This window comes from Demequina pelophila (genome assembly GCF_000971175.1).
Taxonomy (GTDB): domain Bacteria; phylum Actinomycetota; class Actinomycetes; order Actinomycetales; family Demequinaceae; genus Demequina; species Demequina pelophila.
This window is the reverse complement of record NZ_BBLY01000006.1, coordinates 1-24,614: the sequence shown is the minus strand read 5'-3', so window position 1 is coordinate 24,614 and position 24,614 is coordinate 1. Positions and strand designations below refer to the sequence as shown.

Here is a 24,614-nt window from a genome sequence, read left to right as displayed (position 1 = left end):
AGGCCCTGGTGCGGGCCCACCGCGGGAACGGGGTCGCCGCAGGGTTCGGCGCCGCGTCAGTCGGCCAGGTCGATCACGACGGGGACGTGGTCGGAGGCGCCCTTGCCCTTGCGCTCGTCGCGCACGATGGTCGCGCCGGTGGCGCGCTCGGCCAGCGGCGCCGAGGCGTACGCGAAGTCGATCCGCATCCCCTCGCCCTTGGGAAAGCGCAGCTGCTTGTAGTCCCAGAAGGTGTAGGTGCGCTCGGCGGGCAGGAAGCGGCGGGACAGCTCGCTGTAGCCCGCCTCCTCGAAGGCGTGGAACGCGTCGCGCGCCTCGGGGGTCACGTGCGTGACCGCCTCGGAGTCCTCCTCCGACCAGATGTCGGTGGGCAGGGGCGCGACGTTGAAGTCGCCCACGAGGGCGACCGGCGACTGCGCCCAGGTGGCGGCGGCGTCCTTGAGCCGCCCCAGGAAGGCGAGCTTGTAGTCGTAGTGGGGGTCCGTGAGGCCACGGCCGTTGGGGACGTAGAGGCTCCACACGCGCACTCCGTCGCACGTCGCGCCCAGCGCGCGCGCCTCCACCACGGGATCGCCCGTCTTGGCGAAGCCGGGCTGGTCCGGGAAGGAGGTCTCCACGTCGGTCAGTCCCACCCGCGACGCGATGGCCACGCCGTTCCACTGGTTGAGGCCGTGGATCGCGAGCTCGTAGCCCGCCGCCTCGAACGCCTCGCGCGGGAACTGCTCGGGCTTGCACTTGATCTCCTGCATCGCGAGCACATCGGTGCCGGAGCGGTCGAGCCAGTCGACCACACGGTCGACGCGGGCGCGGATGGAGTTGACGTTCCAGGTGGCCAGGCGCATGGGGCCCACCGTACCGGCGGTAGCCTCGGGGCCATGGCCACCGCACTCGTCACCGGAGCCTCCGCGGGATTGGGGGAGGAGTTCGCCTGGCAGCTCGCGACCGCCGGCCACCGCGTGGTGCTCGTCTCCCGCAGCTACGACAGCCTCAGCGAGGTGGCCGAGCTCCTCAGCTCCGCCACCGGCGCCCAGGCGGAGATCCTGCCCGCGGACCTCACCACGGAGGAGGGCCGCGCCGCCGTCTGCGACCGGCTCGCCCAGCAGGAGAACCCGGTGAGCATGCTCGTCAACAACGCCGGGTTCGGGTCGGGGACGGCCTTCGCCGCCTCGGCCTGGGACGACGAGCGGGCGCTCCTCGACATCCACATCACCGCGCCGCTGCAGCTCACCAAGGCCGCGCTGCCCGGGATGATCGAGCGCGGGCACGGCGCGATCGTCAACGTCGCGTCCATCGCCGCGCACCTGGCCAACTCCACGTACGCGGCCCACAAGCGCTGGACCGTGGAGTTCACGCAGGCGCTCGCGGGTCAGCTCTCCGGCACGGGCGTCACGGCGACCGCGGTGCTTCCGGGCCTGGTGCGCACCCGCTTCCACGACTCCGAGGCGCTGCGCCACATGCGCGACGAGTTCCCCGACTCCGCCTGGCTCGAGCCCGAGGAAGTCGTCACCTCGACCCTCGCGGCCGTGCGCCGCGGCGCCGTGACCGTGACGCCGAGCGTCCGGTACGCCGTCGGTGGCGCCCTCGCGTCGGTCCTGCCCCCGGCCTTCACGCGCCGCCGCCGCAGCCAGCGGCGCGACTCGTAGCGCCCCGCGAGGCCCTGACTGCCCGAAGCGGGCGCGAACGGGCACTGTCGACCTCGCGGGAGCCTCGCGTGCGCCCGGCTACCCTGGTCGCCATGACCACCGGTACCCCGCGCGAGCAGCTGCGCGACCTGATCTCCGAGCTGGCCGTCGTGCGCGGCCGCGTCACCCTCGCGTCGGGCAAGGAGGCCGACTACTACGTCGACCTGCGCCGCATCACCCTGCACCACCGCGCCGCGCCGCTCGTCGGGCACCTCATGCTCGACGCGCTCGAGGAGGCGGGCTACGGGCCGGCGGACATCGACGCGGTGGGCGGGCTCACGCTGGGTGCGGACCCGGTCGCGGCGTCGCTGCTGCACGCGGCCGCGTCGCGCGGGCTCGACCTCGACGCGTTCGTGGTGCGCAAGGAGTCCAAGTCGCACGGCCTCCAGCGTCGAGTCGAGGGGCCGGACGTGGCGGGCCGCACGGTGGTGGCGGTCGAGGACACCTCGACCACCGGCGGCTCCGTGCTCACCGCGGTCGAGGCGCTGCGCGAGGCGGGCGCGAACGTGGTGGCCGTCGCCGTGATCGTCGACCGCGACACCGGCGCGCGCGAGCGCATCGAGGCCGAGGGCCTGCCCTACCTGTCGCTGTACAGCCTCGCCGACCTGGGGCTGTAGGCCCGAGCCTGAGCCCAGCCTGGGCCCGAGCCCGGGACCGTCGCTAGGGTGACCGGCATGCGGGCCCTCACCCCGCCGCGCATGGCGGCGCTCCTCGGCGGCATCGTCGTGGTCGCGCTCGCGGCCGCGCGTGCGATCCCGTTCGACGCCGTGCTGGTGCTCGTGGGTCTGATCGTGGGTGCGCTCGCGGTGTGGGAGGCCGTGGTCGCCTACCGCCACCGTCACGAGGCGGAGCGCTTCGCGCGCGAGCACGGCTGGGAGCACATCCACCGCACGGCGGCCTACTCGGTTCGCTTCACGGGCCATCCCTTCGATCTGCCCGGCCGCCATCGCCAGGAGGACGTCCTGCGCGGCACCTACGCCGGGCAGCCGTGTGCGACCTACACCCACGTGGCGGAGCAGGCCATCGATGCGCGCCGGGGCGGCTCCCACGCCCAGGCCTTCCAGGTGACGCTCGCCGAACTGCCCGTCGACCTGCCGAGGCTCGACCTGGTCCCCGAGCATCTGGGGCACCATGTCGCGCAGGCGCTCGGCGGGATGGACATCGAGGTCGAGTCGCATGAGTTCAACTCCCGCTGGCGCGTGACCGCCGCCGACCGCCGCTACGGCCACGACGTCGTCGACCCGCGCATGATCGCCCGGCTGCTCGAGCCCGACGCCGCCGGGGTTGCGATCCGGATCGAGGGCGGGGCGGTCATGATCTGGCGTCCGGGGCGCGGGGGCACCGCGGATCTGGCGCGGCGGCTGGGCCTGGTTGCCGGGATCGCGCGGCGCATCCCTCGGCATGTCCTGCGCCGCTACAGCGACGAGGGCCGCGCCCGCCCCGACCCGGACGCCCCGCTCGTGGGCCCCGCCTGGGCCGTCACCCCCGGCGTGCTGACCGGAGGGCGGTACACCGGCATCGGCGTCGATGCCGACGGGGACGGTGTCGAGGACTGGCGGCAGTCGAGCGGGGAAGGCTCGCGGGACGATGCGGGGAGGGGTTCCGCGTGAGGCGCGCCCTTCGCTAGGGTGCGAGGCAACTCGGGGAGGCTTCAATGGAGTGGTTCTTCATCGCGATCGCCGCGATCGTGGTCGGCCTGGTGCTGTGGGCGATCCTGGCGTACAACGCGCTGGTGCGGCTGCGGAACCTGGTCCAGGAGGCGTGGAGGCAGATCGATGTCGAACTCCAGCGTCGGCACGACCTGATCCCCAACCTCGTCGAGACGGTCAGGGGCTACGCGACGCACGAGCGCGAGGCGCTGGAGGCCGTCACGCAGGCGCGGACCGTCGCGGCCGCACCCGGCTCGTCGCCCGCGGAGCAGGCCGCTCAGGAGAACGTGCTGACCCAGGCGCTCGGTCGGCTCTTCGCCGTCGCGGAGGCGTACCCGGATCTCAAGGCCAATCGGAACTTCCTCGAACTTCAGCGCGAGCTCACCAACACGGAGGACCGCGTGGCCGCCGGCCGCCGCTTCTACAACGCCAACGTGCGCAGCCTCAACACGCGCATCGAGACCTTCCCCGACGTCTTCATCGCGAACGCCTTCGGCTTCCACCGCGAGGAGTACTTCGAGACGGACGACGCGGCCCGCCAGGCGCCCACCGTCCGGTTCTGAGGCCCGGGGCCCGCGCATCGGCCCGGGTGAAGGCGGCACGTCCTGTGGGGTGCGTCACGTCCTGTGCGGGGACGGCCCGTGCGCGGCCCCGCACGGCAGCACGCTTTTGATACGTTTCAAGTGACGTGCCTGCGGGTCCCCCGCGGCAGGCGCCGATCGTGGACGATCGCGTCGGGCCGGACCGTCGCCGGCAGCCCTCTGCCGCTCGACAGTCAACGGAGACCGCCATGTCCATCGACCGCAAGGCCTCGCTCATTCAGGCCGCCGCCGGAGCCCTCGTGCTCACCCTGCTCATCCAGCCCGCGTTCGCGTTGGGCTACGCGAGCGTCGTCTGGCTGCTGTTCCTGCCGCTGCCCGTGTTCTTCGCGATGGGGCCCAACCCCCGCAACCTCCCAGGGATGGCGGCGAGCTTCGTGGCCGGACAGCTGTGGTGCTGGCTGCACCTGAGCGCGATGGACGTTCTCGCCGGGGTGCTCCCGATGCCGGCCGCCGGGATGATCGTGGGCGTCGTGGTCGTCTTCGCGATGCTCGCGGTGCACCAGGTCGCGCTCGCGCGGACGGTCGTGGGTTGCGTGCCCGCCCTGTTCATGGGCTTCTCCCTGTCCTTCTTCGTCGCGGACCTCGCGCCTGCCGGCACCCCGCTGCTCAACCCGTTCGTGCTGACGGGGATGTGGGCGTACGGGCTCGTGCTGTGCATGGCGCTGCTGCTCGCCGGCGGGGCGGCCTGCCGCCTGATCCTCGGCTCCGCGTGGGTGCCGCCGCACCTCGCGCGCCCGGACGCGGTCGGCGAGGCCGGGGCGACGGGCGCCGAGGTCGAGGCGACCGACGCCGAGCCCGCCGAGGCCGACGCCCGCCCCGCACCCAACGAGCCCGTCTCCGTCTAGCGGAGGCGACCCGCGCATCGGCCCGGGGCTCGCCCTGGGAGACTGTCCGCATGACCGTCTCGCTCGGCACCCCGCTCACGTCCACGGCGACCCGCGCCCTGCTGCTCGGCTCGGGCGAGCTGGGCAAGGAGGTCGCGATCGAGCTCATGCGGCTGGGCGTCGAGGTGATCGCCGCCGACCGCTACGCCGGCGCCCCCGCCATGCAGGTCGCGCATCGCGCACGCGTGGTCGACATGCTCGACGCGCGGGCGCTGCGCGCGCTCATCGACCTCGAGCGGCCGCACCTGATCATCCCGGAGATCGAGGCGATCGCCACCGACGTGCTCGCCGCCGTCGAGTCCACGAGGCTCGCGACGGTCGTCCCGACCGCGCGCGCGACGCAGCTCACCATGAACCGCGAGGGCATCCGCCGCCTCGCCGCCGAGGATCTCGGCCTGCCCACCTCCCCCTACCGATTCGCCGACAGCCGGGACGAGCTCGAGCAGGCCGTCGCCGCCGTCGGCGTGCCGTGCGTGGTGAAGCCCGTGATGTCCTCCTCGGGCAAGGGGCAGTCGGTGGTCCGGTCGGTGGACGATGCAGCGGCCGCCTGGGACGCGGCGGCCTCCGGCGGTCGCGCGGCGGGCACGCGCGTGATCGTCGAGGGCTTCGTCGACTTCGACTACGAGATCACCCAGCTCACGGTGCGCCACTCCGGCGGGACGGTCTTCCTGGACCCGATCGGGCACGTGCAGGTCGACGGCGACTACCGCGAGTCGTGGCAGCCGCAGGCGATGACCGAGGCGGCGCTCGCGGAGGCCCGCCGCATCGCCGGTGCGGTCACCCAGGCCCTGGGCGGCTTCGGCGTCTTCGGCGTCGAGCTGTTCGTCGCGGGGGACCGCGTGCTCTTCAACGAGGTCTCGCCCCGCCCTCACGACACGGGGCTCGTCACGCTCGCCTCGCAGGACCTGTCCGAGTTCGCGCTGCACGCGCGCGCGGTGCTCGGCCTGCCGGTGCCGGACGCGGGCATGCGCGGGCCCGCGGCCTCGTGCGCGGTGCTCGCCGAGGGTTCGGGCGTCCCCGTGTTCTCCGGAGTGGACGATGCGCTGGCCCGGCCGGGGACCGACCTGCGCCTGTTCGGCAAGCCCCGCGTGGACGGGCGCCGCCGGGTGGGCGTGACGATCGCGCGCGGCGACTCGGTCGAGCAGGCGCGGGCGACGGCACGTGCGGCCGCCGAGGCACTCACGGTGGAGCTCGTCGAGGGCTGACGCGGAGGCACCGCTGCGGCGCTGGGCGCTCCCCAGGCGCCCGGGCCTAAGCCTGTGGAGAACCGGAGGGCCTGTCGGAGGGTGGTGCGAGCCTGGTCGCGGGCGTCCACCCGGGGCGTCCGGGGGGAGGCACATCCATGACCGGCAAGACCGGCGACGCCCGACAGGCGTCGCTCGACCTCATCCGCACGCTGCTCGCCATCGCGGACGGCGGCTCGCCGTATCCCGAGGAACGGGAGCGGGCGCGTGAACGTGCCGAGAGGCTCATGGTGCGGCTCGCGATCGACGAGGCCGGAGTGCGCATGTCCAAGGAGGAGGCCGCGGCGCCCGAGCAGCGGGAGTTCCACTTCGACGCGCCGTACATCCTCGATCAACAGGGCCTGGTGTTCAGGATCGCGAGCGTGTTCGCCTGCCGCGGGGTGCGCTATCCGAGCGGCCGCATGGTCGTCGTCGGCTTCGCCTCCGACCTGGCGATGGTCGCCGCGCTCGCGGGCTCGCTCGTCCCGGCGATGCGGCTCGAGATGGACGCCATGGGCGGGTCGGCGTCGCGCAAGAAGGCGTTCGCGATGGCGTACGCCGCGACCGTGAAGTCCCGGCTGCAGGACTTCTACGCCGGCGCGCTCCGCGAGGCCGAGCAGGAGGGCACCGGATCGGCGCTCGTGCTCGCGGACCGGTCGGTCGCGGTGGACGAGGCGATGGTGCAGATGTTCCCGGGGCTCCGCGCCGGGCGCGCGCGGCAGGTCCGCGACTACGCGGGCTGGATGGCGGGATCGGCCGCCGGCGAGCGCGCGGACATCTCGCTCGGGCGCAAGGTCGAGGAGCGGGAGGCGCGCGCGATCGGGGGGTAGGGGGTCCCGGAAGGTCGGGCGGGGCCCGCCGATAGGCTCGAGCGCGTGAACGATTCGACGCTGAGCATCCGCGGGCTCACCCACTCCTTCGGGGACCGCAGGGCCCTCGACGGCGTCTCCTTCGACGTGCGGCCCGGGCGGCTGACCGGCTTCATCGGCGCCAACGGCGCGGGCAAGACGACCACGATGCGCGCGGTCGTGGGGGTCATGCGCCCGGACGCGGGCGAGGTCACCTTCGGCGGGGCGCCGCTCACGCTCGAGGTGCGTCGGCGCATCGGCTACATGCCCGAGGAGCGCGGCCTCTATCCCAAGATGAGGGTCGCCGACCAGCTGGTCTACCTGGGACGCGTCCTCGGCGTCGACAAGGCCGAGGCCGAGCGCCGCGCGCACGCGCTGCTCGAGGACCTGGGTGTCGACGACCGCGCCGACGACGTGCTCCACACCCTGTCCCTGGGCAACCAGCAGCGCGTCCAGGTGGCCGCCTCGCTCATTCACCACCCGGACCTGCTCATCCTCGACGAGCCCTTCTCCGGCCTCGACCCCATCGCGATGGACGCGATGGCCGAGCGCCTGCGCGAGCGGGCCGCCGCCGGCGTGCCCGTGCTGTTCTCCAGCCACCAGCTCGACCTGGTCGAGCGCCTGTGCGACGACCTGGTGCTCATCCACCAGGGCCGGATCGTCGCCGCGGGCGAGGCGCAGGCGCTGCGCGAGGAGCGCGCGGGCCGGCGCTACCGCGTCGCCGTCGACGGCTCGCCCACGTGGCGACCGGACCTCATCGGCGCCACGGTGCTCGAGGCGGACGCCCGCGGCACGGTCCTCGAGCTCGACGAAGCGACCGATCCGCAGGCGGTGCTCGCCGCGGCCCAGGCCGCAGGTCCCGTGACCCACTTCTCGAGGGCGCTGCCCTCGCTGTCCGACCTGTTCGCGGAGGTGACCCGATGACGTCCCGTTCGGATCTGGTGCGCATCGTCGCCGGTCGCGAGATCGGCGTGAAGCTGCGCGACAAGGCGTTCATCGCCTCGACCGTGGTGTTCGTCCTCATCATCGTCGCGGCGATCGCCATCCCCGCCCTCATCAGCGGCGGCACGTCGACCTACACGGTGGCGGCCACGGCCGAGGCCCGCCCGGTGGCCGAGGCGGCCGCCGCGATCGGCGGCGCCGACGAGCGCCCGCCCGGCCTCCCGCGGGCGGACCTCACCATCGTCGACACCGCCGACCCCGTCGCGGCGCTCGGCGACGAGTCCGTCGACGCGGCCGTCTCCCTCGACGGCGGCGTCGTCGTCCTCACCGGCCGCACCGGCGTGGCGGGGGACGTGCGCAACCTGGTGACCGCCGCATCGTCCGCGCTCGCCGCCCAGGCCGTCGCGGACGAGGCCGGGCTCACCTCCGACCAGGTCGCCGCGCTCACCAGCCCGCCCGCGCCCCGCGTCGACACGCTCGAGGAGTCGCCCGACTTCGCCGTGCCGCCGGAGCTGCTGGGCATGGTCTTCGGCTTCCTCTTCTACTTCACCGTGCTGACGTTCGGCATCGCGATCGCGCAGTCCGTGGTCGAGGAGAAGCAGTCGCGCGTGGTCGAGATCCTCGTCGCCGCGCTGCCCGTGCGCTGGCTGCTCGCCGGCAAGGTGCTGGGCAACGGCATCATGGCGATCGGCCAGGTGATCCTCATCGTGGGCGCGGGCCTGCTGGGCGCCCAGCTCACCGGGGCCAGCGACATCGTCAACCAGGCGATCGGCGCGAGCGGCTGGTTCCTCGCGTTCTTCGTCCTCGGGTTCTTCATGCTCGCGAGCGTCTGGGCCGTCGCCGGCTCTCTCGCCGCACGCGTCGAGGACCTGCAGTCCACCACGCTGTACGTGCAGCTCGCGGTGATGATCCCGTTCTTCGCCTCGGTGTTCCTGCTCGAGGAGAGCCCCGCGCGCAGGGTGCTGTCCTACGTGCCGCTCAGCGCGCCGCTCATCATGCCCGGCCGCGTCGCCTCGGGAGACGCCGCCGCGTGGGAGCCGTGGGTCGCGCTCGCCATCGTCGCCGCCACGGCCGTCGCGCTCGTGGGCGTGGGCGCGCGCCTCTACGCCGGCTCCGTCCTCAACACCTCGCAGCGCATGAAGGTCGTGGGCGCGTGGAAGGCGGGGAAGGGGCGGTGAGCACCCCGGGGGACGATGCTCGGGCCGGGTCGGGCGCCGACGCGGCCACCGATCGCGAGGCCGACCACGCCGCCGATCGCGAGGCCGACCAGGCCGTCGATCGCGAGGCCGACCAGGCGCCCGCGCACGGGGCCGGCCCCTGGCCGGGGGAGTGGCCCACCGAGGCGCGCTACGACCCCGAGCTGCTCGAGCACGGCGACCGCCGCAACGTGGTCGACCGCTACCGCTACTGGCGCCACGAGGCGATCGTCGCGGACCTCGACACCCGCCGCCATCCCTTCCACGTCGCGATCGAGAACTGGCAGCACGACCTCAACATCGGCTCGGTGGTCCGCACGGCGAACGCGTTCCTCGCCGCGGAGGTGCACATCGTGGGCAACCGCCGCTGGAACCGCCGGGGCGCCATGGTCACCGACCGCTACCAGCACGTCCGCCACCATCCCACGGTGGGGGACCTCGCCGACTGGGCCCGCGCATCGGCCCTGCCCGTGATCGGGATCGACAACCTGCCCGGCTCCGTCCCGCTCGAGACGTTCGACCTGCCGCGCGAGTGCGTGCTGGTGTTCGGGCAGGAGTCCGTAGGGCTGTCGGACGCGATGCGGGAGGCCGCCGTCGCCACGCTGGCGATCGGCCAGTACGGATCGACGCGCTCGATCAACGCCGGCGCGGCCGCCGCGATCGCCATGCACGCGTGGGTCCGGCAGCACGCGGACGTGGCCTCGGGCCACCTCGGCTAGAGGTCCCGGGATCCCCCGTCGCACTAGGACCTTCGCGCGACGGTGCTGGGTGATGTCTGACACAATGGCTTGCGGTTCCATCCGCACAAGTGAATGTCAGGAGCAACCCATGGCTATCGCCACCACTGAGTCCTACGCCGCGATGCTGGACGCCGCCAAGGCCGGCGGCTACGCGTTCCCCGCGATCAACATCACGTCGTCGTCGTCCGTCACCGCCGCCATCCAGGGCTTCGCCGAGGCCGAGTCCGACGGCATCATCCAGGTCTCCGTGGGCGGCGGTCAGTACGCCTCCGGCTCGACCATCAAGGACGCCGTGGTCGGCTCGCTCGCCCTCGCCGCCTACGCCCGCGTGGTCGCCGAGAAGTACGGCGTCACCATCGCGCTGCACACCGACCACTGCCACAAGGTCTACCTCGAGGAGTGGCTGAAGCCGCTGCTGAAGCTCGAGGCCGAGTCCATCGCCGCCGGCAAGGGCCCCATCTTCAACTCGCACATGTGGGACGGCTCGTCCGTGCCGATGGACGAGAACCTGCTGATCGCCGAGGAGCTCCTCGAGATGTCGCAGGCCGCGGACACGATCCTCGAGATCGAGATCGGCGTCGTCGGTGGCGAGGAGGACGGCCACTCGGCCGAGGTCAACGACAAGCTCTACTCGACCCCCGAGGACGGCATCGCCACCATCGAGAAGCTGGGCATGGGCGAGAAGGGCCGCTACCTCACCGCCATGACCTTCGGCAACGTGCACGGCGCCTACAAGCCCGGTGCCGTCAAGCTGCGCCCGGAGATCCTCGGTGACATCCAGGCCGCCGCCGCCGCGAAGTTCGGCAAGGAGAAGCCGTTCGACCTCGTCTTCCACGGCGGCTCCGGCTCGACCGCCGAGGAGATCGCGACCGCGGTCTCGCACGGTGTCATCAAGATGAACATCGACACCGACACCCAGTACGCGTACACGCGTCCGGTCGTCGACCACATGTTCAAGAACTACGACGGCGTCCTCAAGGTCGACGGCGAGTGGGGCAACAAGAAGACCTACGACCCCCGCGCCTGGGGCAAGCTCGCCGAGGCCGGCATGGCCGCGCGCGTCGTCGAGGCCTGCCAGCAGCTCGGTTCGGCCGGCAAGAAGATCTGACCAGTTTGATCGCTGGGGAGGCCCCCTCGGTCGCGCGACCGTGGGGGCCTCCGCACGTTCGGCGCCGATGCACGTGTCGGGGGCGTCGTGCTCCAGGCGGGCGGCGCATCGGCCGATAGCATTTTCTGGGGCGGCACGCCCCGCACTGAGTGGCCCGGGGGTACCGGGCGAGGGGAGGGCATCATGCCCGGAGCGGTGATCGTCGGAGCCCAGTGGGGCGACGAGGGCAAGGGCAAGGCCACGGACCTGCTCGGCTCGCGCGTCGACTACGTGGTGAAGTTCAACGGCGGCAACAACGCCGGCCACACCGTGGTGATCGGCGACCAGAAGTTCGCCCTCCACCTGCTGCCCTCCGGCATCCTCACCCCCGGCTGCACGCCCGTGATCGGCAACGGCGTCGTCGTGGACCTGCGCGTGCTGTTCGAGGAGCTCGACGGGCTCGCCGAGCGCGGCGTCGACACCTCCGACCTGCTGGTCTCCAACGCGGCGCACATCATCGCGCCGTACGCCCGCACGCTCGACAACGTCACCGAGCGCTTCCTGGGCAAGCGCAAGATCGGCACCACCGGGCGCGGCATCGGCCCGGCGTACGCCGACAAGATCAACCGCCTGGGCATCCGCGTGGGCGACCTCTTCGACGAGGCGCTGCTGCGCGACAAGATCGAGGGCGCGCTCGTCGCCAAGAACCACCTGCTCGTCAAGGTCTACAACCGCCGCGCGATCGGCGTCGACGAGGTGGCCGACGAGCTGCTCGCCTACCGCGACCGCCTCGAGCCGCACGTCGCCGACACGTCGCTGGTGCTCAACAACGCGCTCGACGAGGGCGACACGGTCCTGTTCGAGGGCGGTCAGGCGACCATGCTCGACGTCGACCACGGCACCTACCCGTTCGTCACCTCGTCCTCCGCGACCGCCGGCGGCGCCTGCACCGGCTCGGGAGTGGGCCCCACCCGCATCGACTCCGTCATCGGCATCGCGAAGGCCTACACCACCCGCGTGGGCGAGGGCCCCATGCCCACCGAGCTTCACGACCAGTGGGGCGACCGCCTGCGCGACGTGGGTCACGAGTTCGGCACCACCACGGGCCGCCCGCGCCGCTGCGGCTGGTACGACGCGGTCATCACGCGCTTCGCGTCGCGCATCAACGGGCTCACGGACATCGTGCTCACCAAGCTCGACGTCCTCACCGGCATCGAGGAGATCCCGGTGTGCGTGAACTACGAGGTCGACGGAGTCCGCTACCAGGACCTGCCGCTGGACCAGGCGGCGTTCGCGGCGGCGAAGCCCGTGTACGAGTCGTTCCCCGGCTGGACCGAGGACATCTCCGGCTGCCGTGAGTTCTCCGACCTGCCGCAGGCGGCGCAGGACTACGTCAAGGCCGTCGAGGAGTTGTCGGACTGCCGCATCTCGACCATTGGCGTGGGCCCGGGCCGCGACGAGGTCATCCAGATCAACGACCTGCTCCACGCCCGCTGAGCCTCACCTCCTCCAGCCAGTCGACCAGGCCCTCGCCCGCGCCCGCGCAGGTGAAATAGACGCGCCACGTGCCGTCGGGCCGGTAGTCGATCAATCCCGCATCCGTGAGCACCCTGAGGTGCTGGGACGCGCGCGAGGCCGAGATGCCGAAGTTCGCCATCGCGGAGGCGCCCAGGTCGCCCGCGTGGGTCGGGCCGGGGACCAGCCACTCGAGCATCGCGCGCCGTGCGGGGTGCGCGAGTGCTCCGAAGATGTCGTCCGTGGTCATGATGCGTTCCACGGTAGGACGGTGCGGGGCGTCGCGGTCCGGGCTGTGGATAGTCCGGGCGCTGTCGCTGCACTCGCCCCCTCCGCCGCAGGCGCCGGAGCTGCCGCGATCACCGGGACCGCCGGAGTCGCCGTGTCCAACGTGCCGCAGAAACCACCACGTCCAGCGCGCCACCGGAGCCACCGCGTCCGACGCGCCACCGGAGCCACCGCGTCCGACGCGAGGGAGACCTTCTTCGATTCGCGTTCTACACCGTGGGCTGAAACAGGGCTCGGCTCGGCCGCGCCGTGAACGGGCGATCCGCTTGGAACCTCCGCATTTCGGCGCCTGTTTCAGCGCAGGCTGTAGAACGCGGAAAGAGTGATGGTCTCCCCGCGCCGCAAGTGGGGCGGCGGGGCGAGAGCCGGAACGTGGCGGCAGTGCGAGAGCCGGAGCGAGACGAGTGGAGCGCGCCGGCAGGGCGAGGGCCCCACTTGGGAGGCAGAGCGGGGCGGCGGCGCGAGGGCCGCAGGCGGGCCGGCGGCGCCAGGACCGGACCGGGGCGGGAGCGGGCGACCGCGCTGACTAGACTCGCTCGCGTGATCGTCCTCCTCATCGGCACCGGCGCGCGCGAGCACGCCCTGGCCCGCGCACTCTCCCTCGACCCGGCCGTCACCCAGCTTCACGCGGCGCCCGGCAACCCCGGCATCGCGACGCTGAGCACCCACGCCGGCCGCCCCTCGACCCTCCACGGCGTCGATCCCCTCGACGGGACCGCCGTCGCGGCGCTCGCAGCCGCGGTGAAGGCGGACCTGGTGGTGGTCGGCCCCGAGGCGCCCCTGGTCGCCGGCGTCGCGGATGCGTTGCGCGCCGCGGGCATCCCGGTCTTCGGTCCGAGCGGCGAGGCCGCCATGCTCGAGGGGTCCAAGGCCTTCGCCAAGGAGGTCATGGCCGCAGCGAACGTCCCCACCGCCGAACCCCGCGTCTGCGAGACCCCGCAGCAGCTCGAGGAGGCGCTCGACGCCTTCGGTGCGCCGCACGTGGTCAAGGACGACGGCCTCGCGGCCGGCAAGGGCGTCGTCGTCACCTCCGACCGGGCCGAGGCGCAGGCTCACGGCAACGCGATCCTCGACGCCGGCGGACGCATCGTCGTCGAGGACTTCCTCGACGGCCCCGAGGTGAGCCTGTTCTGCCTGTGCGACGGCACCACGGTGGTCCCGCTCCAGCCCGCGCAGGACTTCAAGCGCGCCCACGACGGCGACGCGGGCCCCAACACCGGCGGCATGGGCGCGTACACCCCGCTGCCGTGGGCACCGGAGGGCCTGGTCGACGAGGTGGTGCGCACCGTCGCCCAGCCCACGGTCGACGAGATGGCCCGGCGCGGCACCCCTTTCGTCGGCGTCCTCTACTGCGGCCTCGCGCTCACCTCGAAGGGCACGCGCGTGGTCGAGTTCAACGCCCGCTTCGGCGACCCCGAGACCCAGGTGGTGCTCGCGCGCCTCGCCACCCCGCTCGCCGGCGTTCTGCTCGCGGCCGCCCAGGGCCGCCTGGCGGAGATCCCTCCCCTGGAGTGGAAGAACGATGCCGCGGTCACCGTGGTCGTCGCCGCCCAGCACTACCCGGCGAGCCCGCGCAAGGGCGACCCGATCGAGGGCATCGAGGGCGCCGAGGCCGTCGAGACCGTCCACGTCCTCCATGCCGGCACCGCGCGCGACGCGGACGGCACGCTGGTCAGCAACGGCGGCCGCGTCCTGAGTGTCACCGCGCTCGGCGCGGACCTGGCCGAGGCGCGCGAGCGCGCCTACCAGGGCGTCGAGGAGATCCGCCTCGAGGGCTCGCACCACCGCACCGACATCGCCGAGCGCGCCGCCGCCGGCGAGGACCTGCTGGGCGCCTGATGCCGGGCCACGCCACGCCGCCCACGGCGCCCGAGCTTGACGGCTGGCGCCACGTCTACTCGGGCAAGGTCCGCGACCTCTACGAGCCCGTCGAGCCGCACCCCCGAGGCGACGTGGTGCTCGTGGTCGCGAGCGACCGCATCAGCGCCTACGACTGGGTGCTGCCCACAGAGATCCCCGGCAAGGGCGGCATCCTCACCGGGCTGAGCCTGTGGTGGTTCGACCAGGTCGAGGACATCGTCCCCAACCACACCGTCGAGGCGCCCATCCCGGCCGCGGTGCAGGGGCGCGCAATGGTGTGCCGACGGCTCGACATGTTCCCCGTCGAGTGCGTCGCCCGCGGCTACCTCACGGGCTCGGGGCTCGCTGAGTACCGGGAGTCCGGCACGGTCTGCGGCATCCCGCTTCCGCCCGGACTCGAGGACGGCTCGCGCCTGCCGGAGCCCATCTTCACGCCCGCCACCAAGGCCGAGGTGGGCGAGCACGACGAGAACGTCGACTTCGACGCGGTGGTCGCGCTGATCGGCGAGGAGGACGCGACCGCCCTCCGCGACCTCACCCTGGCGCTGTATGCCCGCGCTCACGAGATCGCCGCCGCGAAGGGCATCATCCTCGCGGACACCAAGTTCGAGTTCGGCCGCGACGGCGAGGGCCGCATCGTCCTGGGCGACGAGGTCCTCACCCCCGACAGCTCCCGGTTCTGGCCCGCCGACCAGTGGGAGCCGGGCCGCGCCCAGCCCAGCTACGACAAGCAGTTCGTGCGCGACTGGCTGACGTCGCCCGAGTCGGGCTGGGACAAGGGTGGCGACGCGCCGCCCCCGGAGCTGCCGGCGGACGTGGTGGCGCGCACGCGAGACCGGTACCTCGAGGCCTTCGATCGGCTCGCCAAGCACTGAGCCGGGTGGAGCACTCGGCAGGGGGCGGGCCGGGCGCTGAGCACTGAGCAGGGGCGGGCCGGGCGCTGAGCACCGAGCAGGGGCGGGCCGGGCGCCAAACGTCGCGCCGGGGCCGCGCGCTCAGGCGTGCGACTCGGTCTGGAGTTCGCGCTTCTGCACGACGGCGACGGTGGGTACGCCCCATCCGAGCCACAGCGACAGCAGGCGCAGCGCGAGGATGACCAGCAGCGGCACCCAGAACACCACGTCGTTCGGGAGCCCCAGCCCGTCGAGGATCGCGTACACCGCGGCACCGCCCAGCGCGGCGGTCGCGTAGAGCTGGCCGTTCCAGAACACTTCGGGCACCTGCGCCGCGAACAGGTCGCGCAGCACGCCGCCGCCCACGCCGTTGGCGACGCCCACGATCACCGCGGCCACCGGGTGCGCACCGGTGTGGAGGGCGATGCCCGTGCCGATCACCACGAAGATCGCGAGCCCCGCGGCATCCGAGTACTCGACGATGCGATGGCGGGCCAGCGCGCCCAGGTCCCGCCGCCGCGCGAACGGCGCGATGGCGAGGGCCGTCGCCACGGCGATCAGGATCAGCGTGGGGTTCTCCATCCAGAAGACGGGCTCGCGCAGGAGGAGGTCGCGCATCGTCCCCCCGCCCACGGCGACCAGGCACGCGAGGACCACGGCCCCCACCAGGTCCATGCGGCGCCGGCTCGCCGCGACGGCGCCGGAGACCGCGAACGCGACGGTGCCCGCGTATTCGAGGACGATGCGCAGGCCGCCCAGGGCGGTCTCGAGCACGTCGGGCGTGGCTGCGGCGAGCAGGTGCATGGGCGTCTCCAAGAAGTGGGCGCCTTACCCTAACGCCGCGGTCCGACTGTCAGTGGCGGTCCCTAGTCTCGGGAAGCGTGCGAGTGGGGATCTACGTCGATGCGTTCAACGTCTACTACGGCGGCCGGTCGCTCGTTGCGGGTGGGCCCGCCGGGGCGTCGTGGAAGTGGCTGGACCTGGGCGGGCTCTGTGATGCGCTCATCGACCGTGCGCTGTGGCCCGATGCACACGTGGCGAGGCTCGTGTACTGCTCGGCGCCTCGAAGTGCCACGGGCGACGTGCTCGGAAGCCAGGATCAGCGTCGGTATTTCGACGCGCTCAGGTATCGAGCAGGCGACGAGGGCTACGACTTCCTCCTCGAGCTCGGCTACTACGTCCACACCGAGAAGTCCGGCCTGCTGCTCACGGGGCGGCGGGAGCCGCCCATCCCATGGGCCCACGTCTTGGAGGAGCGGGAGCTACCCTCGTGGCTTGCGTTGCGGCCCAAGCACCACGTCGATGGCTCGGTCTACGCGCTGGGCTCGTTCCGGACCTTCGAGGAGAAGGGGACGGATGTGAACGTCGCCACGCACCTGACCGCAGACGTCTGCGGAGGCACGATCGACGCGGCGGTGGTCGTGAGCAACGACAGCGACCTCGCGCTTCCGGTGAGCCTCGCGCGGATGGTCGTGCCGGTGGGTCACGTCAACCCTTCTGCGCGGCCGACGGCAGGCCGGCTCCGGGGGCTTCCAGGCGACGGCGCGGGTCGGCATTGGTGGCGCAGGCTTGCGATCGGTGACTTCGTGTCACACCAGCTGCCCTCACCGTGCGGCGGTGTCGAGCGCCCCGACGACTGGTGAGTGTCCGTGGGGCGCGTCTGCGTCGCGTCGCTGGTCCCCGGGGCCTCGACGTACTACGCTGGAGGCACACCACCCCGTTCTCTCGCCCTGCGAGGGGCGGGGTCTTTTCGTACGCGCCGCTAGACTCGGGCCCATGGCCACCATCGTCGTGCACGTCATGCCCAAGCCCGAGATCCTCGACCCCCAGGGCAAGGCGGTCGGTTCCGCGCTGCCCCGTCTGGGCTTCGAGGGCGTCGCCCAGGTTCGTCAGGGACGCCGCTTCGAGCTCACCGTCGACGGTGAGGCCACCGACGAGGTGCTCGCCAAGGTCCGCGAGGCCGCCGAGACGCTGCTGAGCAACCCGGTGATCGAGGACGTCGTGGAGGTCGCCGTCCTCGACGAGGCCACGGCGTGACCGCGCGCGTCGGCGTCGTCACCTTCCCCGGCACGCTCGACGACCGGGACGCGGCCCGCGCCGTGCGGCTCGCCGGCGGCGAGCCCGTGAGCCTCTTCCACGCCGAGGCTGACCTCAAGGACGTCGACGCCGTGGTGCTGCCCGGCGGCTTCTCCTACGGCGACTACCTGCGCGCCGGCGCCATCGCCCGGTTCGCCCCCATCATGGAGAAGGTGGTCGACGCGGCTCACGGCGGGATGCCGGTGCTGGGCATCTGCAACGGCTTCCAGGTCCTCACCGAGGTCCACCTGCTGCCGGGCTCGATGATCAAGAACGAGCACCTGCACTTCATCTGCCGCGACCAGGTGCTGCGCGTCGAGAACGCGGACACCGCGTGGACCGGCGACTTCGAGGCGGGACAGCAGATCGTCATCCCGCTCAAGAACCAGGACGGCCAGTACGTCGCCGACGACGCGACGCTCGACATGCTCGAGGGCGAGGGTCGCGTGGCCTTCCGCTACGTGGGCTGGAACCCCAACGGCTCGCGCCGCGACATCGCCGGCATCACCAACGAGCGCGGCAACGTCGTGGGCCTCATGCCGCACCCCGAGCACGCGGTCGAGCCGGGGTTCGGACCCGACTCGCGCGAGCAGGGGCGCGCCGGCACGGACGGCCTGGGCTTCTTCACCTCCGCGCTCGCGGGCCTGCTCGCCTCGGCCTGACGGCCGGGATCGCGGGCGGCCGATGCGCGGGTCGCCTCGCGCTCGTGCCGTCCCCTCCGGTCAGGAGCCGGAGAAGGAGTGGCTCCAGAGCTCGGTGCCGTCCGCGTTGAGGTACGTGTAGCGGGCCTCGGGCACGCCCTGGACCCCCATGTCCGCCATGCGCGGGAAGACGTGCGTGTCGCACAGGTACTGCAGCGTGGGGACGAGGGCGTCGAAGTAGTCCTGGGACAGCTCCGGGTCCTGCGCCTCCGCATACACATAGGTGTAGTCGACGCTGCCGGGCGCCCGGGCCTCGACGATCACCTCGGCGTAGGTGCCGGGGGTGCCCTCGAGGATCTCCGGGATGGAGGCGCGCTCCGCGTCGACGAACGCGTCGAGCGCCGAGTCCGCCGGGGCGGACGCGGAAGTGGAACCGGCGGCGTCGGCGACCTCCGCGGCGGGGGCGGCGACGCCCGCGCTGCATCCGGCGAGCGCCGCGGTGAGCGTGAACGCGCCCGCGAGGGCGAGGGGCCGCGCCGCGAGGCGCGTGCGAGGTCGGACCATGGCCGTGAACTCCCTTGGCTAGCCGGGGTCGGAGAACCGAGCCTAGGCGCGGCCGGGCCGCCCGCGACGGGCCTTTGGCCCCGCGGAGCACGGCGCCCGCCTTGCCGGGCGCGCCCGCCTCGTCCGGCACGCCCGCCTCACCCGGCGCGCCTGGCTCACCCGGTCGGCCGGCCGCTCAGCCCGCCAGCGCGCCCTTCAGGTCGGCGAGCGCCGCGAGCACCTTCGCGTTGAAGTCCGCGCCCAACTGATTGGGAAGGGTGGCGAGGAGGGTGTCGGCGCTCGTCACCGCATCGTCCTCCCGCAATTCCGCCTCGAGCTTGTCCAGGGTGCCCACGTACGTCTTGCCGAACGTCGACACCGCGTTGTCGATCTCCCCGATCTGGTCCTGGTTGGCGCCCATGCGGTCGCGCTCGAGGTGCGGGGCGAACATGGTGAGGGTCTCGTCGTCGACGATGGGCAGGATCGAGCGGCTCACCGCGACGCGCGGCTCGCCCATGTGCCCGGCCTTGTGCCAGGCGGAGCGGAACTCCTCGATCTGGCGTGCCTGGACCACGTGGAGCGGCTCTCCGGTGGCCTCGAGCACCAGGGTCGAGGACAGCAGGTGCATCCCCAACTCGCCCGCGTGGCGCGCCGAGTCCGTCGAGCCGGCGCCGTACCAGATCCGCTCGGTGAGCCCCGGCGCGAAGGGGGTGAGGGGCAGCCGCTCGCCCTCGTGGACGTGCGCCTGCGGTCCGGGCTCCGCGATCCCCGCGCCGCCGATCGCGCGCCGGAACAGCGCGATCCGCCGCGCGGCGTCCGCGGCCGCGGTGACCCCGTCGTGGAGCAGATGGCCGAACTCGGCGGGGCCGTCGAGAGCGTGCTCCGGGCCGCCACGGCTCACGCCCACCTGGAGCCGCCCGCCGGAGACCAGGTCCGCGGTGGCGGCGGCCTCGGCCATGGTCAGCGGGTTCTCGTATCGCATGGGGACCACGGCGGTGCCCAACTCGATCCGCTCGGTCAGCGCGCCCATGGCCGCCAGGAGCGGGAACGGCGAGGAGATGTTGTGCTCCCAGTGGTGGACCCGCAGCCACGCGCCGTCGAGACCCGCGTCCTCCGCGGCCCCGGCGAGCCGCAGCGTGTCGACCATGAGTTCGCGCGGCGAGCGCACCTTCGACCCGGGTGCCTCGGACCACCAGCCGAACGTCAGGAAACCCCACCGGTGCATCGTCCACCTCCTCGGGTCGCGCCACCGAGCCCCGCCTTCCACCGTATCCCGGCTCGCCTCGCCGCGCGGGGGCGCGGCGGGCCTGCGCGCGGACGATGCGCGGATAGCCTGGCGCCATGCTCACCATCCGTGCGGTTGCGGTCGACGACGCCGACGCCCTGGCCCTGTGGGGCGAGCAGGAGGCGGACCTCGTGCGGCGCTACGACGCGCCGGGGCTCAGGCTCCCCACTACCTTCGACGGCTTCATCGTCTCGCTCGTCGGCTACGCGGACGGCGGCGTGCCGGCCGCCTCCCTGGTGCTGCGCTGGTCGCCGTACGACACGGGTGCGGGCAGCGTCGAGCTCAAGCGGCTGTGGGTGCGGGAGGGGTATCGCGGGCGCGGGTACGCGAAGGTCCTGCTGGGCCGCGCGGAGGCGATCGCCCGCCGCGAGGGTGCGACCCGCATCGTCCTCGAGGCCGGGGACGAGCAGCCCGAGGCGCTGTCCCTGTACGACCAGCTGGGGTACGCGCGGATCCCCGACTACGGGGAGCACGCGGGGGAGGAGGGCACCGTCTCGTGCGGTCTCGACCTGCCCACCCGCGTGCTCGTGGTGACGGGGTCGCTCGGTGCGGGCAAGACGGCCGTCGGCGCGGCGGTGCACGAGGCCCTGGGCCGGCGCGGCGCCCGCACCGCGTTCCTCGACGCGGACACGCTCTGTCAGGCGTTCCCGACCACCCCGGAGGACCCGGTCAACCGGGGGCTGCTGCTCGAGGCGCTCGCGGTCCTGGCGCCGCTGTACCGGGAGCGCGGGTACGGCACGGTGGTGCTGCCGGTGGTGCTCGAGGACCCCGACGAGTCCGTGCGGCTGTCCCACGCGTTCGCCTCCGAGGGCGGTCCGGCCGAGGTGATCGTCGCGCGGGTCGCCGCGCCCGACGAGGAGCGGATCGCCCGCCTCGAACGCCGCGAGACCTCGGCCTGGTGGCTCGACTGGGCCCGCACCCGCACCGTCGAGATGGAGGGCGAGCTCGACGCGCTCGGCCTCGAGGATGTGACCATCGACAACGGCGCCACCACGGTGGACGATGCGGCGGCGCAGTTGCTGCAGGAGGTCGGCTGGGCGCTGTGATGAGTGTGGCGCGCCGTTTTGACCCGCCGGGGGCGCGGTCGTAGGTTCCGAATATGAGGGTCGTGGCGAGGGCGATCGGGCTGGCGGTGCTGCTGGCCGGGTGCGGCCCGAGCCCCGACATCCCGAGCCTCGACGAGCCGCCGCCGCAGGCGAACGCCGACGAGTCGGACGTCGGGACCGTGAGCCAGATCGAGGGGTGGGTGGTCGACCAGGCCGAGGAGTTCGGCGAGCCCTTCGAGGAGATCGGGACCGGAGCGACGGTCGCGGAGCGGATCGCGGTGCTGGCGGTCGACCGGCGCGACGGGCTCGCGCCCGTGGAGGTGCTCATCCCTCGCGGCTACGTCGACTACCCGCCGCCGGACGTGGCGGGGGAGCCGCTCGCGGTTCCCGACGAGCGGCTGCGCTTCACGGTGCGGCTGCGGTCCGACGGGCGCTACGAGTGCGCCTCGCCGGTGTGCGTCACCGCGGTCGACTGATGACGCGCACTCAAGCCTCCAGTACGCTGGAAGGATGCGCATCGGAGAACTCGCCGCGCACGGCGGCGTGACGGCCAAGACCATTCGCTATTACGAGGGTCTGGGGCTCATGCCCGCGCCCGAGCGGTTGTCGAACGGGTACCGCGAGTACGACGAGACGGCGCTCGAGCGGCTGAGGTTCATCCGCGACGCCCAGGCCTCGGGCCTCACGCTCGCCGAGGCGGGCGACATCCTGGGGATGAAGGACTCCGGCGAGAGCACGTGCGCGCACACCCGCGCGCTCATCGACCGTCACCTGCACGACATCGACGCCCAGATCGCGAGCCTGCTGGCGGCCAAGGCGGAGCTCACGGCGCTGTCGCGCCGGGCCGAGGCGCTCGACCCGGGGGACTGCACCGACCCGCACCGGTGCCAGGTGCTCACGCTTGACCTTCCCGCCGACGGCAAGGTCTAGCGTGACTCGCATGACCATCGAACTTCCCGTGACCATCGAACTTCCCGTGGGCGGGATGACGTGCGCGGGCTGCGCCTCCACCATTCAGCGCGGCCTGGCCGCGCTTCCGGGCGTCGACTCGGCCTCGGTCAACATCGCCACCCGGCGCGCCACGGTGCAGCCGGATGGCACGCTCGACGCCGACGACCTCGAGGCGGCCATGCGTGCCGCGATCTCCGGACTGGGGTACTCGGTGCTGAGCCCGGAGGCCGGCGGCCCGGCGGCCGGGGGCTCCGGCGCGGCCGGCGACGGAGGGGCCGCCGACGGAGGGGCCGCCGACGGACTCGACGCGCTCGCGGCCGAGCACGCCGCCCACGGCCGCGCCGACGCGGCCCGCGTCGCCGACTACCGGCGTCGTTTCATCGTCGCCGCCGCGCTCGCGGTGCCTGTCGCGCTCGTGTCGATGGTGATGCCGTGGCAGTTCTCGGGCTGGGAGTGGGCCGTCGCCGCGCTCGCGACCCCGGTGGTGTTCTGGAGCGGCTGGCCCTTCCACCGCAGCGCGGGCAAGGCGCTGCGCCACCGGGCGACCACGATGGACACGCTCGTGTCGCTCGGCACGCTCGCGGCGTGGACCTGGTCCACTGTCGTGCTCGTGGGTGGGCTCGGGGGCCACGTCTATTACGAGACCGCCGCCGTGATCGTCGCGCTCATCCTGCTGGGCAAGTGGCTCGAGGTGCGCTCGACCGCGCGGGCCGGCGACGCGATCCGGGCGCTCAGCACGCGGCAGAGCTCGACCGCCCGCCTCGAGGACGGCACGGAGATTCCGCGCGCGTCGCTCACCGTGGGCACCCGGTTCGTCACGCGCCCGGGCGAGTCCATCGCGACCGACGGCGTGGTGGTCGACGGATCCGCGGCGGTGGACGCCTCGCTGGTGACCGGCGAGTCCGTGCCGGTGGCCGCCCGGCCCGGCACCGAGGTGATCGGCGGCACCATCGCGGCCGACGGCGCGCTCACCGTCGAGGCCACCCGCGTGGGCTCCGAGACGATGCTCGCGCAGATCGCCCGCATGGTCGATGAGGCGCAGTCGGGCAAGGCGCGCGTCCAGCGGCTCGCGGATCGGATCTCCTCGGTGTTCGTGCCTGCGGTGGTGGTCTTCGCGGTGCTCACCCTCGCGGCGTGGCTGGCCGCGACCGGGGACGTCGACGCGGCGCTCACCGCCGCCGTGGCGGTGCTCATCATCAGTTGCCCCTGCGCGCTCGGACTGGCGACTCCGCTCGCCCTCATGGTGGGAACGGGCCGCGGCGCGCAGTTGGGCATCCTGGTCCGCGGCGCCCAGGCGCTCGAGGACACGCGCACGCTCGACACGGTGGTGCTCGACAAGACCGGCACGCTCACCGAGGGCCGCATGAAGGTCGCGGGCGCTCACGCACCCGGCCTGGACGACGGTGCGGCCGCCACCCTGCTCGACGCCGCGGCCGCGGTCGAGGCGCGATCCGAGCATCCGGTGGCGCACGCGATCGTGGAGTCGCGGACCGGCGACCTGCCGCAGCTCAAGGGCTTCCGCTCGACGCCGGGTCAGGGCGTCACCGCCACGGTGAGAGGCGCGGGCACGGACGGCGGCAACGTCGACGTCACCGTGGGCTCCCGGAGGTTGTTCGACGAGCTGCCGTCGGTGCTCGCCGACTGGGCCGCCGAGCGCGAGTCGCGCGGCGAGACCGTCGTGTACGTGGGCCGGCAGGCGCCGCTCGGCGGTGGGCTGCTCGGCGGCGGCGGTCCCGTCGCCACACGGCCGCCCCTCGTCGCCGAAGCGGCGATCGCCGTCGCGGACACCGTCCGCGACTCCAGCGCGGAGGCCGTCGGGGGTCTGCGCGAGCTCGGCCTCGACGCCGTCCTGCTCACCGGGGACAACGCGCGTGCGGCCCAGGCCGTGGGGGAGCGGCTGGGCATCGAGCGCATCGTCGCCGAGGTGCTTCCCCAGGACAAGGCGGCCGTGATCGCGGGGCTGCAGGCGGAGGGGTGCCGCGTCGCCATGGTGGGCGACGGCGTCAACGATGCCCCGGCGCTCGCGCAGGCGGACCTGGGAATCGCCATCGGCACCGGTGCGGACGTCGCGCGCGAGGCGTCGGATCTCACCCTGGTCGCCGGCGACCCTCGGGGCGTGGTCCAGGCGATCGCACTTGCTCGGCGCACCCTGGGGATCATCCGAGGCAACCTGTTCTGGGCCTTCGCCTACAACGTCGCCGCGATCCCGCTGGCCGCGTTCGGGGTCCTCGATCCGATGATCGCGGCCGCGGCGATGGGTTGCTCGAGCCTGTTCGTCGTGGGCAACTCGCTGCGGCTGCGGAAGCTCGGTCGATGAGCGGTTCGCCCGCCTGAGACCGTTCGCTGACGGGGCGCAACCGCCCGTCTCCGGCCCGCCACCCCGCCCGCGCCGCGCGACTTGTTGGGATCTGACGGGCGAATACCAGGAGCGACGCTAGAAGTGGGGCAAACGTGGGTTACGGATTGGACAACGCGTTCACCGGTGTGTAATGTTCTCCGAGTTGCCAGCGAGGGGCTCGAAAGAGATCCGGCCGGCAACACCCCCAAGATGTGAAGACCGAGCGGTCGCGAAGAGCGCTGGGATCGCATATCATGGAGGGCCTCCACTGAGTCGGAACCGCCACGGCGAGTTGACAAGGTGGAAGCGAAGAAGTAAGATTGCA

The 24,614-nt window shown here is 72.9% G+C and carries 26 protein-coding genes; 21 read left to right on the top strand and 5 right to left on the bottom strand.

Annotated elements, in window-relative coordinates; genetic code table 11:
• Positions 1–56: 56 nt before the first annotated feature.
• Entirely contained in the window at positions 57–842 is a 786-nt protein-coding gene (locus AOM03_RS09890) for an exodeoxyribonuclease III (protein ID WP_062380882.1), read from the bottom strand.
• A 33-nt stretch (positions 843–875) separates the two neighbouring features.
• Here AOM03_RS09890 and AOM03_RS09885 point away from each other — a divergent pair, with 33 nt between their 5' ends.
• The 12 genes from AOM03_RS09885 (at position 876) to AOM03_RS09830 (ending at position 12,350) form a co-directional block, all read left to right on the top strand.
• Positions 876–1,643 (top strand): SDR family NAD(P)-dependent oxidoreductase, encoded by a 768-nt coding sequence (locus AOM03_RS09885; protein ID WP_062380879.1) that lies wholly within the window; start codon positions 876–878, stop codon positions 1,641–1,643.
• Between the two features lie 92 nt (positions 1,644–1,735).
• A complete protein-coding gene (gene pyrE, locus AOM03_RS09880) occupies positions 1,736–2,299 on the top strand; it encodes an orotate phosphoribosyltransferase (RefSeq protein ID WP_062380877.1) in 564 nt (187 codons plus the stop codon).
• A 57-nt stretch (positions 2,300–2,356) separates the two neighbouring features.
• Positions 2,357–3,292, top strand: a complete 936-nt coding sequence (locus tag AOM03_RS09875; RefSeq protein WP_062380874.1) for a hypothetical protein — start codon at positions 2,357–2,359, stop codon at positions 3,290–3,292.
• A gap of 44 nt (positions 3,293–3,336) precedes the next feature.
• Positions 3,337–3,894 carry a LemA family protein gene (locus AOM03_RS09870; protein ID WP_062380872.1) on the top strand — a complete coding sequence of 186 codons (558 nt, stop codon included), beginning with the start codon at positions 3,337–3,339 and terminating at the stop codon, positions 3,892–3,894.
• 227 nt (positions 3,895–4,121) lie between these two features.
• A complete protein-coding gene (locus AOM03_RS09865) occupies positions 4,122–4,778 on the top strand; it encodes a DUF1097 family protein (RefSeq protein ID WP_062380870.1) in 657 nt (218 codons plus the stop codon).
• A 50-nt stretch (positions 4,779–4,828) separates the two neighbouring features.
• Positions 4,829–6,022 carry a formate-dependent phosphoribosylglycinamide formyltransferase gene (gene purT, locus AOM03_RS09860; RefSeq protein WP_062380868.1) on the top strand — a complete coding sequence of 398 codons (1,194 nt, stop codon included), beginning with the start codon at positions 4,829–4,831 and terminating at the stop codon, positions 6,020–6,022.
• Between the two features lie 137 nt (positions 6,023–6,159).
• Positions 6,160–6,870 carry a hypothetical protein gene (locus AOM03_RS09855; protein ID WP_062380866.1) on the top strand — a complete coding sequence of 237 codons (711 nt, stop codon included), beginning with the start codon at positions 6,160–6,162 and terminating at the stop codon, positions 6,868–6,870.
• 45 nt (positions 6,871–6,915) lie between these two features.
• Entirely contained in the window at positions 6,916–7,812 is an 897-nt protein-coding gene (locus AOM03_RS09850) for an ABC transporter ATP-binding protein (protein ID WP_062380863.1), read from the top strand.
• Entirely contained in the window at positions 7,809–9,008 is a 1,200-nt protein-coding gene (locus AOM03_RS09845; protein WP_062380861.1) for an ABC transporter permease, read from the top strand. Before AOM03_RS09850 ends, AOM03_RS09845 begins: the two co-directional genes overlap by 4 nt.
• Positions 9,005–9,745 carry a TrmH family RNA methyltransferase gene (locus tag AOM03_RS09840; protein ID WP_062380858.1) on the top strand — a complete coding sequence of 247 codons (741 nt, stop codon included), beginning with the start codon at positions 9,005–9,007 and terminating at the stop codon, positions 9,743–9,745. The genes AOM03_RS09845 and AOM03_RS09840 overlap by 4 nt, the downstream gene beginning before the upstream one ends.
• Positions 9,746–9,854: 109 nt before the next feature.
• Positions 9,855–10,874 (top strand): class II fructose-bisphosphate aldolase, encoded by a 1,020-nt coding sequence (fbaA, locus tag AOM03_RS09835; protein ID WP_062380856.1) that lies wholly within the window; start codon positions 9,855–9,857, stop codon positions 10,872–10,874.
• 183 nt (positions 10,875–11,057) lie between these two features.
• Positions 11,058–12,350 carry an adenylosuccinate synthase gene (locus tag AOM03_RS09830; RefSeq protein ID WP_062380853.1) on the top strand — a complete coding sequence of 431 codons (1,293 nt, stop codon included), beginning with the start codon at positions 11,058–11,060 and terminating at the stop codon, positions 12,348–12,350.
• Here AOM03_RS09830 and AOM03_RS09825 read toward each other — a convergent pair.
• Positions 12,325–12,618 carry an ArsR/SmtB family transcription factor gene (locus AOM03_RS09825; protein WP_062380851.1) on the bottom strand — a complete coding sequence of 98 codons (294 nt, stop codon included), beginning with the start codon at positions 12,616–12,618 and terminating at the stop codon, positions 12,325–12,327. The genes AOM03_RS09830 and AOM03_RS09825 overlap by 26 nt on opposite strands.
• Before the next feature lie 578 nt (positions 12,619–13,196).
• On the opposite strand from AOM03_RS09825, the gene purD reads away from it, so the two are divergent.
• Both purD and AOM03_RS09815 read left to right on the top strand, forming a co-directional pair.
• Positions 13,197–14,495 carry a phosphoribosylamine--glycine ligase gene (purD, locus tag AOM03_RS09820; RefSeq protein WP_062380848.1) on the top strand — a complete coding sequence of 433 codons (1,299 nt, stop codon included), beginning with the start codon at positions 13,197–13,199 and terminating at the stop codon, positions 14,493–14,495.
• Positions 14,495–15,391 carry a phosphoribosylaminoimidazolesuccinocarboxamide synthase gene (locus AOM03_RS09815; protein ID WP_062380846.1) on the top strand — a complete coding sequence of 299 codons (897 nt, stop codon included), beginning with the start codon at positions 14,495–14,497 and terminating at the stop codon, positions 15,389–15,391. The genes purD and AOM03_RS09815 overlap by 1 nt, the downstream gene beginning before the upstream one ends.
• A gap of 120 nt (positions 15,392–15,511) precedes the next feature.
• Here AOM03_RS09815 and AOM03_RS09810 read toward each other — a convergent pair whose 3' ends face one another.
• Entirely contained in the window at positions 15,512–16,213 is a 702-nt protein-coding gene (locus AOM03_RS09810) for a trimeric intracellular cation channel family protein (RefSeq protein ID WP_062380844.1), read from the bottom strand.
• 77 nt (positions 16,214–16,290) lie between these two features.
• On the opposite strand from AOM03_RS09810, the gene AOM03_RS09805 reads away from it, so the two are divergent.
• From AOM03_RS09805 to purQ, 3 genes are all read left to right on the top strand, one after another.
• Positions 16,291–17,052 carry a PIN domain-containing protein gene (locus AOM03_RS09805; protein WP_156157702.1) on the top strand — a complete coding sequence of 254 codons (762 nt, stop codon included), beginning with the start codon at positions 16,291–16,293 and terminating at the stop codon, positions 17,050–17,052.
• Positions 17,053–17,185: 133 nt separating this feature from the next.
• Positions 17,186–17,446: a phosphoribosylformylglycinamidine synthase subunit PurS gene (purS, locus tag AOM03_RS09800; RefSeq protein ID WP_062380839.1), complete on the top strand. Its 261-nt coding sequence runs from the start codon at positions 17,186–17,188 to the stop codon at positions 17,444–17,446.
• Positions 17,443–18,147: a phosphoribosylformylglycinamidine synthase subunit PurQ gene (gene purQ / locus AOM03_RS09795; RefSeq protein WP_062380837.1), complete on the top strand. Its 705-nt coding sequence runs from the start codon at positions 17,443–17,445 to the stop codon at positions 18,145–18,147. Before purS ends, purQ begins: the two co-directional genes overlap by 4 nt.
• Positions 18,148–18,207: 60 nt before the next feature.
• Here purQ and AOM03_RS09790 read toward each other — a convergent pair whose 3' ends face one another.
• Positions 18,208–18,690: a hypothetical protein gene (locus AOM03_RS09790; protein WP_062380835.1), complete on the bottom strand. Its 483-nt coding sequence runs from the start codon at positions 18,688–18,690 to the stop codon at positions 18,208–18,210.
• A gap of 175 nt (positions 18,691–18,865) precedes the next feature.
• Entirely contained in the window at positions 18,866–19,894 is a 1,029-nt protein-coding gene (locus AOM03_RS09785) for an LLM class flavin-dependent oxidoreductase (protein WP_062380832.1), read from the bottom strand.
• A gap of 116 nt (positions 19,895–20,010) precedes the next feature.
• Here AOM03_RS09785 and AOM03_RS09780 point away from each other — a divergent pair, with 116 nt between their 5' ends.
• The 4 genes from AOM03_RS09780 to AOM03_RS09765 are packed head-to-tail and all read left to right on the top strand — an operon-like array spanning position 20,011 to position 24,268.
• Positions 20,011–21,000, top strand: coding sequence for a GNAT family N-acetyltransferase (locus AOM03_RS09780; RefSeq protein WP_062380829.1), 990 nt, complete (start codon positions 20,011–20,013; stop codon positions 20,998–21,000).
• Positions 21,001–21,053: 53 nt separating this feature from the next.
• Positions 21,054–21,476, top strand: coding sequence for a hypothetical protein (locus tag AOM03_RS09775; protein WP_062380827.1), 423 nt, complete (start codon positions 21,054–21,056; stop codon positions 21,474–21,476).
• Positions 21,477–21,510: 34 nt separating this feature from the next.
• Positions 21,511–21,930 carry a heavy metal-responsive transcriptional regulator gene (locus AOM03_RS09770; protein WP_062380825.1) on the top strand — a complete coding sequence of 140 codons (420 nt, stop codon included), beginning with the start codon at positions 21,511–21,513 and terminating at the stop codon, positions 21,928–21,930.
• A 10-nt stretch (positions 21,931–21,940) separates the two neighbouring features.
• Entirely contained in the window at positions 21,941–24,268 is a 2,328-nt protein-coding gene (locus AOM03_RS09765) for a heavy metal translocating P-type ATPase (protein WP_062380822.1), read from the top strand.
• The last annotated feature ends 346 nt before the right edge of the window (positions 24,269–24,614 follow it).